At 48.9% G+C, this 14474-nt stretch carries 15 protein-coding genes; 7 read left to right on the forward strand and 8 right to left on the reverse strand.

Annotated features, from left to right (window positions below; genetic code table 11):
• Window positions 1-5: 5 nt before the first annotated feature.
• Window positions 6-1115, reverse strand: a complete 1110-nt coding sequence (zipA, locus tag ACWA50_RS05475; protein WP_431050546.1) for a cell division protein ZipA — start codon at window positions 1113-1115, stop codon at window positions 6-8.
• A gap of 218 nt (window positions 1116-1333) precedes the next feature.
• Here zipA and cysZ point away from each other — a divergent pair, with 218 nt between their 5' ends.
• From cysZ to ACWA50_RS05490, 3 genes are all read left to right on the forward strand, one after another.
• Entirely contained in the window at window positions 1334-2143 is an 810-nt protein-coding gene (gene cysZ, locus ACWA50_RS05480; protein ID WP_431050548.1) for a sulfate transporter CysZ, read from the forward strand.
• A 122-nt stretch (window positions 2144-2265) separates the two neighbouring features.
• Window positions 2266-3216, forward strand: coding sequence for a cysteine synthase A (gene cysK / locus ACWA50_RS05485; RefSeq protein ID WP_431050550.1), 951 nt, complete (start codon window positions 2266-2268; stop codon window positions 3214-3216).
• Window positions 3217-3425: 209 nt separating this feature from the next.
• Complete coding sequence (locus tag ACWA50_RS05490) at window positions 3426-4034, forward strand: YagU family protein (protein ID WP_431050552.1); 609 nt, start codon at window positions 3426-3428, stop codon at window positions 4032-4034.
• 63 nt (window positions 4035-4097) lie between these two features.
• Here the strand turns inward: ACWA50_RS05490 and ACWA50_RS05495 are convergent, their stop codons facing one another.
• Complete coding sequence (locus ACWA50_RS05495) at window positions 4098-4790, reverse strand: pseudouridine synthase (RefSeq protein WP_431050554.1); 693 nt, start codon at window positions 4788-4790, stop codon at window positions 4098-4100.
• A gap of 150 nt (window positions 4791-4940) precedes the next feature.
• Between ACWA50_RS05495 and icd the strand changes: the two genes are divergently transcribed.
• Window positions 4941-6191: an NADP-dependent isocitrate dehydrogenase gene (icd, locus tag ACWA50_RS05500; RefSeq protein ID WP_431050556.1), complete on the forward strand. Its 1251-nt coding sequence runs from the start codon at window positions 4941-4943 to the stop codon at window positions 6189-6191.
• A gap of 84 nt (window positions 6192-6275) precedes the next feature.
• On the opposite strand, the gene ruvX is transcribed toward icd, so the two are convergent.
• The 4 genes from ruvX to rsmE are packed head-to-tail and all read right to left on the reverse strand — an operon-like array spanning window position 6276 to window position 8974.
• A complete protein-coding gene (gene ruvX, locus ACWA50_RS05505; RefSeq protein WP_431050557.1) occupies window positions 6276-6695 on the reverse strand; it encodes a Holliday junction resolvase RuvX in 420 nt (139 codons plus the stop codon).
• Window positions 6695-7255, reverse strand: coding sequence for a YqgE/AlgH family protein (locus tag ACWA50_RS05510; protein ID WP_431054298.1), 561 nt, complete (start codon window positions 7253-7255; stop codon window positions 6695-6697). Before ACWA50_RS05510 ends, ruvX begins: the two co-directional genes overlap by 1 nt.
• 2 nt (window positions 7256-7257) lie before the next feature.
• A complete protein-coding gene (gene gshB / locus ACWA50_RS05515) occupies window positions 7258-8232 on the reverse strand; it encodes a glutathione synthase (protein ID WP_431050559.1) in 975 nt (324 codons plus the stop codon).
• 10 nt (window positions 8233-8242) lie between these two features.
• On the reverse strand, window positions 8243-8974 hold the full coding sequence (gene rsmE, locus ACWA50_RS05520; protein WP_431050561.1) for a 16S rRNA (uracil(1498)-N(3))-methyltransferase: 732 nt from the start codon (window positions 8972-8974) through the stop codon (window positions 8243-8245).
• 181 nt (window positions 8975-9155) lie between these two features.
• On the opposite strand from rsmE, the gene ACWA50_RS05525 reads away from it, so the two are divergent.
• Window positions 9156-9458: a hypothetical protein gene (locus ACWA50_RS05525; protein ID WP_431050563.1), complete on the forward strand. Its 303-nt coding sequence runs from the start codon at window positions 9156-9158 to the stop codon at window positions 9456-9458.
• Between the two features lie 2 nt (window positions 9459-9460).
• Window positions 9461-9823, forward strand: coding sequence for a helix-turn-helix domain-containing protein (locus tag ACWA50_RS05530; RefSeq protein ID WP_431050565.1), 363 nt, complete (start codon window positions 9461-9463; stop codon window positions 9821-9823).
• Window positions 9824-9845: 22 nt separating this feature from the next.
• On the opposite strand, the gene ACWA50_RS05535 is transcribed toward ACWA50_RS05530, so the two are convergent.
• Window positions 9846-10637 carry a TatD family hydrolase gene (locus ACWA50_RS05535; protein WP_431050567.1) on the reverse strand — a complete coding sequence of 264 codons (792 nt, stop codon included), beginning with the start codon at window positions 10635-10637 and terminating at the stop codon, window positions 9846-9848.
• 240 nt (window positions 10638-10877) lie between these two features.
• On the reverse strand, window positions 10878-12296 hold the full coding sequence (gene glnA / locus ACWA50_RS05540) for a glutamate--ammonia ligase (protein WP_431050569.1): 1419 nt from the start codon (window positions 12294-12296) through the stop codon (window positions 10878-10880).
• Window positions 12297-12584: 288 nt separating this feature from the next.
• Here glnA and typA point away from each other — a divergent pair, with 288 nt between their 5' ends.
• Window positions 12585-14435, forward strand: coding sequence for a translational GTPase TypA (gene typA / locus ACWA50_RS05545; protein WP_431050571.1), 1851 nt, complete (start codon window positions 12585-12587; stop codon window positions 14433-14435).
• Window positions 14436-14474: the final 39 nt, after the last annotated feature.

Here is a 14474-nt window from a genome sequence, read left to right on the forward strand (position 1 = left end):
AGTGATCAATTAATCAAACTCAAGTAGTGATTTTTTGAGCTTTCGTCAAACGGTTGGCGCTTGTCGTTGAGTACTTGTCCGCCCAATTGTTGCGCCAATGTTTGCGCGGCGCGTAATAATAAGCGGAAGTTTGCCAAATCGCTGCCCGGTGACGGCAGGTGCATAAATAAGACTAAACCGGCGGTGCGGAAATCGGCAAGGTTATCCAAATCAAAAATCCCCGGATTCATCATATTGGCGGCACTGAACAGAATCGGCGAATTGCCGTCCAAATCAAGATGGCGGTGATACAGTTGGTGCTGCCCGAACAGGAAGCCGAGGCTTTCCAGCGATTGTACCACTTGCGTGCCTTGGAAACCTTGGGCGCCGGGGGCAACCACATACAGTATTAAGCGGGCGGGTTTTTCAGCGACAGGCGCTGCCGGTGCGGCTTCTTGAGGTTGTTCTGCATGGCTTGTTTCGCCCGCAACGGCTTCGTTTGGCACAGCAACCGGTTGCGGATTCAACCGGGCACGCACGCTTTCGGCGGCACTGGTCGGATTGATTGGCGCAGTATCGACAATCGGTTCGGTAATGTTGATTTTATTTTGCTGTGTCATCTTCGCCAGTTCTTCGCGCAAAATCGTGGAGGAGGTGTTAATGCCTTCTTCGCTGTCGATTTCTTGTTCTAAGTCGGCAATGGTGCGATTCAGCAGCGAAGAACGGGAAAGCGATTCGGCGTTGCTGCTTTGTGTTGTCGCAACCGCACTTGCAACCGCTTGCGTTGCTTGCGGCAAGGTAATCCGAATCTTGCTGACCGCCTGTTCAACCGAAACCGGCGCTTGTGCTGTTTCCTGTCTGGCTTGCTGCGGTGCTTCGTATGCCGCTTGTGTCGAATACTCGGTGTTGGCTGCCGTGGTGCTTGTTTCCGGCGTGGTATAGCCATGCTCGCCGGCATTCGCGGCTTGCGGATGGCGATCCGGCAGATCCTGCCCTTCGGTGCGGGAATCGTAGGTGAAGGTGTTCGCGGATTTAAACAGTTGTGATTTTTCCCGACGGCTCGACCACAGTCCGTGAGCGACGAGAATCACCAAAATAAGTACGATGAGAATGATTAAAATAATATGTGAATCCATTATGAACCTATTCTTTTTTAACGTTGTTCAGGGTACATACACACTGGCGAACATCGAATGAAACCAATAACGCCCACAACCACAACCAGAGATCGGTTTTGGTAGCTTATCATATTTTTTCCGTAACAGGGTAGGGGCTGTTGCGCTTTGTTTCTATTTGCTTTCGCCCAGACAGTCACTTATAGTGGGCGACAGTTAACTGAATAAGGGAAGGAAACATGTATCAATCCGAATTCAAACAAGGTTTGGAATATTTCTTACGCGGCTGGCATTTGATCACCCAACCGGGATTACGCCGTTTTGTCATCATGCCGATTTTAATCAATATTGTGCTGTTAGTGTTGGTGTTTTGGGTGATGTTAGGGCAAATCGGCAGCTTGGCGGCGTGGACGGTCAGTTTTGTGCCGGCGTGGCTCGACTGGCTGGGTTATATTATTTATGCTTTGGCGATTGTCACGGTGTTGTTGGTTTTTTTCTTTATTTTCAATCTGCTTGCCGGCTTTATCGCCGCGCCGTTCAATGGCATTTTGGCGGAGAAAGTGGAACGGATGCTGACCGGACAAGCGCTGGATGACATGGGCATGTTGGATTTGGCAAAAGATACGCCGCGTATTTTATTGCGCGAGTGGCAAAAATTTGCCTATTCCTTTCCGAAATTTATCGGCTTATTTATTCTCAGCTTCGTGCCGGGTATCGGGCAAACCTTGGTTCCGCCGCTGTTTTTCTTATACGGTGCTTGGATGGCGGCGATTCAATATGGTGATTATCCGTTTGACAATCATAAAATCCCGTTTAAGCAAATGCGCTACCAACTGGCGGAAAAACGCAGCCTAAACCTGACATTCGGCGGCTTGGTCTCGATCTGTACCTTTATTCCGTTTCTGAATTTTATTATTATTCCGGTGGCGGTGTGCGGCGCGACCGCACTTTGGGTCGAGCATTACCGGGTGGTGTCGAATGCGGATTTCCGCCGGACAAGTGGCCGCACCGAGGTGGCAACCCGCACACCGACCGATTTAATTCCGTAAGATGAAATAACCATAGGTTATAACGTATAACAACAAACCATTATTGTTTTATTAGAAAAGCGATTATGCTCTGCTCATGGCTTCAAAAGCGACCCATATATCGATGACAACAAGAGGTTACTATGACAATTTTTGCAGATAATTCACAAACCATTGGCAACACGCCGTTAGTCCGTTTAAAACATTTTGGCAATAACGGCAATGTGTTGGCGAAGATCGAATCACGCAACCCGAGTTTCAGCGTAAAATGCCGTATCGGTGCCAATATGGTGTGGCAGGCGGAAAAAGACGGCACCCTGACCAAAGACAAAGAAATTGTCGATGCGACCAGCGGCAACACCGGAATCGCGTTAGCCTATGTCGCGGCGGCACGCGGTTATAAAATCACCCTAACCATGCCGGAAACCATGAGCTTGGAGCGTAAACGGCTGTTGAAAGGTTTGGGGGTCAACTTGGTGTTGACCGAAGGCGCCAAAGGCATGAAAGGCGCGATTGCCAAAGCCGAAGAAATTGCGGCTTCCGATCCGAACCGCTATATCATTTTAAAACAGTTTGAAAACCCGGCAAACCCGGCAATTCACCAACAAACCACCGGTCCTGAAATTTGGAATGATACCGCAGGTAAAGTCGATGTATTGGTTGCCGGCGTCGGCACCGGTGGTACGATTACCGGTGTCAGCCGTGCGATCAAACAGGATTTTGGCAAAGCGATCACCTCGATTGCGGTTGAGCCCGCCGAATCGCCGGTGATCACCCAAACCCGCAACGGCGAAGAGGTCAAGCCGGGTCCGCATAAAATTCAAGGCATTGGTGCCGGGTTTATTCCGAAAAATTTGGACTTGTCCTTAATTGACCGGGTGGAAACGGTGGACAGCGATACTGCGATTGCGACCGCGCGCCGTTTGCTGGCGGAAGAGGGCATTCTGGGCGGCATTTCTTCCGGTGCTGCGGTTGCGGCGGCGGACAGAATCGCCAAATTGCCGGAATTTACCGACAAATTAGTGGTGGTGATTCTGCCTTCAGCCTCTGAACGTTACCTCAGCACCGCACTCTTTGACGGAATTGATGTGTAATAAGAAATAACCATACATAAATTGATATTTAATTTATACCTAAAAGTAAGTATAATTTGATCCCTGAGTGGAATGCTCAGGGATTTTTTGTTTTTTATTTTATTCATTTGGAGTCTTGAATAGCAATAAAAAGAGAAAAAACGTTATTACTTTGGCACGTAATAATAAAAGTAGGCTTAGCCTGTACTATATTTAGGAGTTATCACATCATGTCAATAGGGTTGTTTGAACAAACTGATCCGGCACGCCGCCGTTATGGCTTAGCGGTATTTATCGGGATTATCGCCGGGATTATTTCTGCTTTCGTAAAATGGGGCGCCGAGCACCCGTTCCCACCGCGCAGTCCGTTAGATCTGTTCGCCGCCGCGTGTAAAGATCCGTCACAGGCATTGGACGTTTGTTCGCGTGCGTTTTTGAATCCGCCACACGTTTTCCTGCGCGATTATATCGGTATTGATCCGACCGAAGCCGCGTTTACCTTTGCCGATCACGCATTTAACTGGATTGGCGTCACCCATATGATTTTCTCATTGGTGTTCGCGATCGGTTACTGTATCGTTGCCGAGCGCTTCCCGAAAATCAAATTCTGGCAAGGTATCGGCGCCGGTATTCTGGCGAATATTGCCGTGCATTACATCACTTTCCCGATGTTGGGCTTAACCCCGCCGGTTTCCGAGTGGCCTCTGTACGAACACATTTCCGAGTTAGTCGGGCACATCTTCTGGTTCTGGACTATCGAGGTGATCCGCCGTGATCTGCGCAACCGCATTACTCACGAACCGGATGCGGAAGTGCCGTTGAACGCGCCGTTCCGTTAATCTTAGTTAATGCACAAAAGTAAAAAATCCGAGCCTTGGCTCGGATTTTTTTATCTCTTTTATTTACGAATTTAATCCCACCAACGTCATCAACCGCACTTTATCCTCTAAACTCAAAGTGCGGTATTCGCCGTTGGCTAATCCTTGTAAAGTCAATCCGGCGGTTGCGGCACGGATTAAGCGCAAGGTGGGGAAGCCGATATGGGCGGTCATACGTCGCACTTGGCGGTTACGCCCTTCGTGGATTTGGATTTCCAGCCAAGCGGTCGGGATATTTTTACGCGTGCGAATCGGTGGATTGCGTTGCCACAAATCAGCCGGTTCAGGGATTAACCGCACTTTAGCCGGTAAGGTTTTGCCATCATTTAAGATGACGCCGCTACGCAGCGCGGCAAGTGCGGTTTCATCGGGAACGCCTTCCACTTGCGCCCAATAGGTTTTCACCGTTTTAAATTTCGGATCGGTCAGACGGTGTTGCAATTGTCCATTATTGGTGAGCAGTAGCAAACCTTCGCTGTCGCGATCCAAGCGCCCGACCGGATAGACTTCGGCACGCGGAATGTAGTTTTTCAAGGTGGCGCGTTGTTGCTCATCGCTGAATTGGGTCAGCACATCAAACGGCTTATTCAAGAGTACAATGATGGTGTCTTCAAGGTTGATGGTTTTGCTGCGTTTTGCGTGCAAAAGTGCGGTTCGCTGTATTGAGCGGGGCGATGAATGGCGAAAAGTGCGGTTGCTTGTCTTAGGTTTGCGCATAATGTTAAAAAATTATTAAAAAAATTGTGAAAGTGTGATATGAATAAAAGAAATCCTCAGCGAAAAACTATACTATCCTAATGCTTAACGAGAGTATATTTTTTTAGAGTCTGTGGACTTTATACAACCCAAAACGGAAAAGGAGCAAATATGCAAAGTAAAGTCGTTGTCCCGAATCAAGGTGCTAAAATTACGTTAGAAAATGGTCGGTTGAATGTGCCGAATAATCCGATTATTCCGTTTATCGAGGGCGACGGGATCGGGGTGGATGTCACGCCGGCAATGCGTTTGGTGTTGGATGCCGCGGTGGCAAAAGCCTATAACGGACAGCGTAAAATCGAGTGGATGGAAGTGTATACCGGTGAAAAATCCACCAAAATATACGGCGAAAACGAGTGGTTGCCGCAAGAAACCTTGGATCTGATCAAGGAATACCGCGTGGCAATTAAAGGCCCTTTAACCACGCCAATCGGCGGTGGTATCCGTTCCCTCAACGTGGCGTTGCGCCAACTGTTGGATCTGTATATCTGCTTGCGCCCGGTGCGCTATTATGAAGGCACGCCGAGCCCGTTGAAACACCCGGAATACACCGACATGGTGATTTTCCGTGAAAACTCGGAAGACATTTATGCCGGGGTAGAATGGCAAGCCGGCACGCCGGACGCAGAAAAAGTGATCGAATTTCTGATCAAAGAAATGGGCGTCAACAAAATCCGTTTTACCGAGGATTGCGGAATCGGGATTAAACCGACCTCGAAAGCCGGTACGCAACGCTTAGTCCGCGCCGCAATCCAATATGCGATTGATAATGATCGTGATGTGGTGACGCTGGTGCACAAAGGCAATATCATGAAATTCACCGAAGGCGCATTCAAAAATTGGGGCTATGAAGTCGCGCAAAAAGAGTTTGGTGCGGAACTATTGGACGGCGGCCCGTGGATGAGCTTCAAAAATCCGAAGAGCGGTAAAACCATCACCGTCAATGACGTGATTGCCGACGCATTCCTGCAACAAATTTTGTTACGCCCGAAAGAGTATGATGTGATCGCCACCATGAACCTGAACGGTGACTATATTTCTGACGCGTTGGCAGCGCAAGTGGGCGGAATCGGCATTGCGCCCGGCGCGAATATCGGCGACGAATGCGCGATTTTTGAAGCGACCCACGGCACTGCGCCGAAATACGCCGGGCAGGACAAAGTCAATCCGGGTTCATTGATTTTGAGCGGCGAAATGATGTTGCGCCATTTAGGCTGGATCGAAGCGGCGGATCTGGTGGTGAGCGGCATGGAAAAAGCGATTTCCAACAAAACCGTGACCTACGATTTCGAGCGTTTGATGGACGGTGCGACCTTGCGCAAATGTTCCGAATTTGCACAGGACATTGTGGATAATATGTAATCGACGCGCTTGCAAAAGCCAAAATAAAACCACAACGTGCGAATGTTGTGGTTTTTTATCGTTAATTATAACGAATGAATGAGGTTATAACGGCTGGGTTTCAAACCAGCTTTCCAGAATAATACAGGCGGAGATTGAGTCGATCTTGCCTTTTTCCAAGGCTTTAAAACCGCGGCGGGCGAAGATTTCGGCGCGCGCTTCGACGGTGCTGAGGCGCTCATCGTGCAATTCGACTTGTACCCCGAAGCGTCCGTGAATGCGTTGCGAAAATTTGCGCGCCCGTTGGGTGATGTCTTGCTCGGTGCCATCCATATTCAGCGGCAAGCCGACAATCACGATTTTCGGTTGCCACTCTTGCAGGCATTTTTCAATCAGCGCCCAGTCAGGGACGCCGTCGTTGGCTTTAAACGCGTTCAAGGCTTGTGCCGTGCCGGTGATACTTTGCCCGACGGCACAACCGATACTTTTTACGCCAAAATCGAAGGCAAGTGCGGTAAATCCCATTAGGCGTGCCCTGCGTGCGTGGTTAAATAGGTCGGCTCGAAACCCAAAGTGCGGTTCGCTTCCAACCAGCGATGATCATAAGGCACATCAAACAGCAAATGTTCATTTGATTCCAACACCAACCAGGCATTATCGGCAATTTCCCGTTCCAATTGCTGCGGCTGCCAAGTGCAACAGCCGAGTGCCACCAGATATTTTTCCGGCGCATTGGCACGCCCGACGGTTTGCAGTATGTCCGCCGAAGTGGTCAGCCAAACCTCATCCGACACCGCAAAGCTGTGTTGAAACGGCGGAATACATTTGGTGTGCAGAATAAAACCGCGTTCGACGCCGACCGGTCCGCCGATTAATACCACATCGTCACGGCGGTATTCACGCTGATCAGCAATTAAAAAATTCAGCTTGGCAACGATTTCCGGCACGCTGATATCGGTTGCGCGAGTTAACATGATCCCCATCGAGCCTTCGTCATTGTGTTCACAAATATAAATCAGTGAATTTTTAAAAAACGGGTCATCCATGCCCGGCATTGCCAACAGAAAATGGTCTTGTAATTTCATCATTATCCTCTCCTTTCCTCTGTTTCTTTTGCCTGTAAGCGGCGTTCAATCGCATTCATTAACATTGAAGTAATCGAGATTTGCGGAAATGCCGTTTCGATTTCACGAATGCAAGTCGGACTGGTGACATTGATTTCGGTCAGTTTATCGCCGATTACATCTAAGCCGACAAAAATCAGCCCTTTTTGTTTTAAGTACGGCGCAACCGCTTTGGCGATCGCCCAATCATGTCCGTTGAGCGGACGGGCTTCACCGCTGCCGCCTGCCGCCAGATTGCCGCGCGTTTCGCCTTTTTGCGGAATCCGTGCCAAGCAGTAAGGCACGGGCTCGCCGTCTACCACCAGAATCCGTTTATCACCGTTGACGATTTTCGGAATGTAGGTTTGCGCCATGCAGTAATGTTTACCTAAACCGGTTAACGTTTCAATAATCACCGATAAGTTCGGATCATCTTGTTTAACACGGAAAACCGAGCTGCCGCCCATGCCGTCCAACGGTTTTAAAATAATATCGCCGTGTTGCCGATGAAAGGCTTTGATTCGTGCCGTATCGCGCGTCACCAAGGTTTCGGGCGTTAATTCGGCGAACCACGCGGTATAGAGTTTTTCGTTGCAGTCACGCAGGCTTTGCGGTTTATTCACGATTAAGCAGCCTTGTTCTTCCGCCCGCTCTAACATGTAAGTGGCATAGATAAATTCGGTGTCGAACGGCGGATCTTTGCGCATTAAAATCACGTCCAACGCCGCCAGTTCCAGGGTTTCTTCGCTTAAAAAGCCAAACCAGTCGTTGTAGTCATAACGCACTTCCAGCCGGCGCATACGTGCTTTGGCGACACCTTTGTCTAAAAACAAGTCGTTCATTTCCATGTAATACAGTTGATAACCGCGCGCTTGCGCCTGTTCCAACATCGCGAAACTGGAATCTTTTTTGATATTGATGGACTGAATCGGATCCATCACAATGCCGAGTTTAATCATGCTTTTTTCCTTATAAATCACCGAAACAGACTTGCAGGGCGGTAATTGCCGCCAAAGCTGCGGTTTCGGTGCGCAATACGCGTTTGCCGAGTAGTACCGATTGAAATTGCCGTTGCTCCGTCATTGCGATTTCCGTTGGTGATAAACCGCCTTCCGAGCCGATTAACAAGCGTACACCGGTTGCGGGAATATTTTTTAATTGACGAATGCCGACGTCGGCGCGCGGGTGTAAATTCAGTTTTAGCATATCCGTTTCTTCTGCACACCAATCCGTCAGTTTCATCAGCGGGCGAATTTCGGGAATCCGATTGCGCCCGCATTGTTCGCAAGCGGCAATCGCAATTTTCTGCCATTGCTGAATTTTTTTCTCCGTGCGCTCGCTGTCCAGCTTCACGCCGCAACGTTCCGACCACAGCGGCGTGATCACATTCACGCCCAACTCGACCGATTTTTGAATGGTGAATTCCATACGGTCGCCGCGCGAAATCACTTGCCCCAAATGAATCGTCAGATTGGACTCGCGATCATCTTTAATCGCCGCCGCCAACCGCACGTTGACCGATTTTTTGCTTATTTGATTAATCGTAGCAGGATAAATATGGTTGCTGCCGTCAAATAATTCAAGTTGTTGCCCGACGGTCATGCGTAACACGCGGGCAACGTGGTTGACTGCCTCGTCGCTTAATTCGCAATGACTAAGTGCGGTCAACGGTTCGGGGTGATAAATTCGTGGAATTCGCATAGCTGCTCATGTAGTGGTAAATGTCATACCGGAATCATAACACCGATAAAAATAAAACACTAACCGCACTTTGGCACTTGTTTATATTTTGAGTTGCTGTTTTTTCTTCTCTGGCGATCAAATGTTTTATTTTAACTATTACAAAGTAAGATATATAATACATTTGAACTAAGGAGACATAATGTATACTATTATCGAACGTCCTCAATTTCAGCATAAAGTGAAAGCGATTTGGACAGAAGATGAGCGGCTTGAATTTTTTAGTTATATTTCTCAATATCCTTTGAGCGGTGATGTTATCCCTCATTCGGACGGTATGCGCAAGGTGCGTTGGCAGGCTAGCGGTAAAGGTAAACGAGGTGGAGCAAGAGTGATTTATTTTAATTTGCTCGAAGACGGTGTCATTGTCATGATCGATATTTACCCGAAAAATGAAAAAGCAAATCTCTCACCGCAAGATATTAAGCAATTAAAAAGGAGTTAGACATGGATAAGATTTATCAAAAAATTCAGGAAAAAACCCAAAATTGGAATGTAGATCAAATTGTCACTGCGATTATTGAAGATGATCCGGACATGGCGGAATATGCCAAGGATTTGCACGAGACTCTCACCGACATGAAAAATGGTGACTATAGTAGCGCACGGATCACCAAAATTGCTGTGTCGCCAATTGTAGCCACGCGAAATAAAATGCAGTTATCTCAGCCTAAATTTGCCGAAAAACTGGGAATTTCGCTCAACACCCTGCGTTCATGGGAGCAAGGGTTGCGCAATCCAAGTGGTGCAGCCAAAACGCTACTTGATTTGCTACACCGCAAACCGGAGCTGATTAACGAACTACGCTAAGCCAGCGATCTGCAAGATAGCGTTAAAAATCAAACAGCGCGCGGCTGTTTTGCCAGATTGTTTGTTCGATTTGTTGGGCGGATTCGCTACGCAATTCGCTTAAGGCTTGCAAGACCAACGGCAAGCGTGCCGGGCGATTGGGTTCGCCTTGATAACCGAACAGCGGCATATCCGGGCTGTCGGTTTCTAACACTAAGCAGTCTAACGGCAATCGACGGATCGCCTCACGGGTTTTATTGGCGCGCTGGTAGGTGATTGTGCCGCCTACGCCGATAAAATAGCCGAGATCGACAAAACGTTTGGCTTGATGATAACTGCCGGCAAAACCGTGCACCACGCCTTTTTTCGGCAGTGAAATCCGTTTCAAAAAGGTATACAGCTGATCGTGGCTGCGGCGCGAATGCAGGCTGATCGGCAGGTTAAACTCACGTGCAAAATAGAGTTGGCTTTCCAAAAAATGGCTCTGCTTTTGCCACATTTCAGGGGTAATCAACGCTTCGATCGCGCGCTCCAAACCGACTTCCGCCACGGCTTTACATAAGTGCGGTTTGGCTTGCAACCGCACTTTGAGCCGCTCTAAATCAGCCTCTTGATGTTGCTGGATATATAACGGATGTAAGCCCAAACCGTAGCACAGTTGTGCCGGGGCTTGGGTGCAAAGTGCGGTCAGGCCGTCGAATTGTTCCGCCGTCACCGCCGCAATCAAGATTTTTTCCACCCCGGCCGCCCTTGTCTCCGCCACGCCTTCGGCTGCGGATTGTTGGCGCTGGTGAAGCAGATAATCAAAATGGGTGTGGGTGTCGAAAAAGGGCATGGCGGTTCTCTTGTTTAAATGGCGGTATAGTATAAATTTTAAGAATTCCTTCTCCCCTTGTGGGAGAAGGACAGGTTTTAGCGTCGTTCAGACGCTAAAATCAGGATGAGGGAAGGTTCACCCTCATCCGTCCTATCGGACACCTTCTCCCATCAAGGGAGAAGGGAATTGTGTCAATATTACGACAAAAGGGCGCATTAACATACGCCCTTATTTTAAATCCGACGATTTAAAATCAACTTACATCGCGTAATACATTTCAAATTCAGCCGGGTGTGGCAACATTCTTAAACGTTGTACGTCTTTCGATTTCAATTCGACATAAGCCGCGATGAAATCGTGGCTGAACACGCCGCCGCGGGTTAAGAAATCGTGGTCTTCTTGCAACGCATTCAATGCTTCGTCCAACGAGCCGGCAACGTGCGGCACTTGTTTCAGTTCTTCCGGTGGCAAGTCGTACAAGTTTTTATCCATCGCGTCGCCCGGATTTAACTTGTTGATGACGCCGTCCAAGCCCGCCATTAAGATTGCGGAAAACGCTAAATACGGATTGGCGCACGGATCCGGGAAGCGCACTTCGATACGGCGCGCTTTCGGGCTGTTGACCGTCGGAATGCGAATCGAGGCAGAGCGGTTGCTTGCCGAATACGCTAACAGCACCGGCGCTTCATACCCCGGCACCAAACGTTTATAGGAGTTGGTGCTTGGGTTGGTGAACGCATTCAACGCTTTGGCATGTTTCACCACCCCGGCGATAAAGTGAAGTGCGGTTTCGGATAAGTTGGCGTATTTGTCGCCTGAGAACAGGTTCACGCCGTCTTTGCTTAAGGAAATGTGCACGTGCATGCCCGAGCCGTTGTCGCCGAACAGCGGTTTCGGCATAAAGCAGGCGGTTTTACCGTGTTCGTGCGCCACGTTGCGCACCACATATTTATAAATTTGGGTTTCGTCCGCCTTTAAGGTTAAGGTGTTGAAGCGGCAAGCGATTTCATTTTGACCGGCAGTCGCCACTTCATGGTGGTGCGCTTCAACCACTAAGCCGAATTCTTCCATTAACAAGCACATTTCGGAGCGGATATCTTGCGACGAATCGACCGGTGGCACCGGGAAATAGCCGCCTTTCACCGCCGGGCGATAGCCGCTGTTGCCGCCTTCGTATTCGGTGTTGCTGTTCCATGCGGCTTCTTCGTCGTCAATCGCAAACGAACTCGCCCCCATACCGACTTGGAAACGCACGTCGTCAAACAGGAAAAATTCCGGTTCAGGTCCGACTAAAACCGTGTCGGCAATGCCGGAGGCTTTCAAATATTCCTCGGCACGCAGCGCAATGGAACGCGGATCGCGCTCGTAGCCTTGCATGGTGGTCGGCTCGAAGACGTCACAACGAATGCTTAAGGTCGGAATCGCAAAAAACGGATCGATAATCGCGCTTTCCGCAATCGGCATTAATACCATGTCGGATTTATTGATCGTTTTCCAGCCTGCCATCGACGAGCCGTCAAACATTTTGCCGTCTTCGAAAAAATCTTCATCTACCGCACTTTTGGGGATGGAAATGTGTTGTTCAGTTCCTTTGATATCGGTGAAGCGCAAATCCACGAATTTGACGCCGTGTTCCTCAATCAGTTTAAATACATTGGCGATAGCAGCCTGAGACATAACTAAAATCCTCTATAGGGTAACGTGAAAAAATATAATAATCAGTCGGTTTGTTTGAAACGTAACCAAAATATAATCCATAAAAATAAAAAATCAACGGCTTTTTTTGCCGATTGGTTAAATGCCGTATTCAAATGACTATTTTATTCGCTTTTCATTATTTTATAGCCGTTTTGTTTGAAAAACGTTATAATTCGCCACCTTCCAATGAATGTTATCTCAAAGCCACCGCATTGACGGTTTTTTGGAACCCGTATTTCTTTTCACTAAAACGAAGAATTTTCAATTATGAATAATGAGTTAGATATCAGCAAGCTTCGCAATATTGCGATTATTGCGCACGTCGACCACGGCAAAACCACCTTGGTTGATAAACTGTTACAACAATCCGGCACGCTGGAAAGCGCGCGCGGTGACGGCGATGAGCGCGTAATGGATTCCAACGATCTGGAAAAAGAGCGTGGCATTACCATTTTAGCTAAAAATACGGCGATCAACTGGAATGAGTACCGCATTAATATCGTGGACACCCCGGGACACGCCGATTTCGGCGGTGAGGTAGAACGCGTGTTGTCGATGGTGGATTCGGTGCTGTTGTTGGTTGATGCCTTTGACGGCCCAATGCCGCAAACCCGTTTTGTGACGCAAAAAGCCTTTGCCCACGGCTTGAAACCGATCGTGGTGATCAATAAAGTGGATCGCCCGGGCGCGCGCCCTGATTGGGTGGTGGATCAAGTGTTCGATCTCTTCGTGAACTTGGGGGCAACCGACGAACAGTTAGACTTCCCGATTATTTATGCTTCCGCCTTAAACGGTGTTGCCGGGGTGGAACACAAAGATTTAGCCGAAGACATGACGCCGCTGTTTGAAGCGGTGGTGAAATACGTTGAGCCGCCGAAAGTGGAAAGCGACAAACCGTTCCAAATGCAGATTTCGCAACTGGATTACAACAACTATGTCGGCGTGATCGGTATCGGACGGATCAAACGCGGTGCGGTCAAACCAAACCAACAAGTGACGGTTATCGACAGCGAAGGCAAAACCCGCAACGGCAAAGTCGGACAAGTGTTGGGGCATTTAGGTTTACAACGTTACGAAGCCGATATCGCCAGCGCAGGGGATATTATTGCGATCACCGGTTTGGGCGAGCTGAATATTTCCGACACCATTTGTGATGTCAGCAGCGTGGAAGCGTTGCCGGCGTTAAGCGTGGACGAGCCGACCGTGACCATGTTCTTCTGTGTCAATACCTCGCCGTTCTGCGGCAAAGAGGGCAAATTCGTCACGTCGCGCCAAATCTTAGAGCGTTTGAACAAAGAATTGGTACATAACGTGGCATTGCGCGTGGAAGAAACGGAAGATCCGGACGCGTTCCGTGTTTCCGGCCGTGGCGAATTGCATTTGTCGGTATTAATCGAAAATATGCGCCGTGAAGGTTATGAATTGGCGGTTTCCCGTCCGAAAGTGATCTTCCGTGAAATCGACGGGCGCAAACAAGAGCCGTTCGAGCAAGTGACGATCGATATTGAAGAACAACATCAAGGTTCGGTGATGGAAGCGTTGGGGATCCGCAAAGGCGAAGTGCGCGACATGGTGCCCGACGGCAAAGGACGCACCCGTTTGGAATACATCATTCCAAGCCGCGGCTTAATCGGTTTCCGTAACGAATTTATGACCATGACCTCCGGCACCGGCTTGCTCTACTCCAGCTTCAGCCATTACGACGATGTCAAAGCGGGCGAAATCGGACAACGGATCAACGGCGTATTGATTTCCAACGCCACCGGCAAAGCCTTGGCGTATGCGTTATTCAGCTTGCAAGAGCGTGGTAAATTAATGATCGATCACGGTACTGAAGTCTACGAGGGGCAAGTGATCGGCATTCACAGCCGTGGCAACGATTTGACCGTCAACTGTTTGCAAGGTAAAAAATTGACCAATATGCGCGCTTCGGGTAAAGACGACGCGGTGGTGTTAGTGCCGCCGGTGCGTTACACCTTAGAACAAGCATTGGAATTCATCGACGATGACGAGTTGGTTGAAGTCACCCCGGTTTCTATCCGTATCCGTAAGAAATTACTGACCGAAGTGGATCGTAAACGCGCCAGCCGCACTACGACCAGCACCAGCACCCGTTAATTCGGACTCGGTTTTCGTGATAAAAAACAGACGGTTTGG

The organism is Testudinibacter sp. P17/SS/0325, assembly GCF_053570765.1.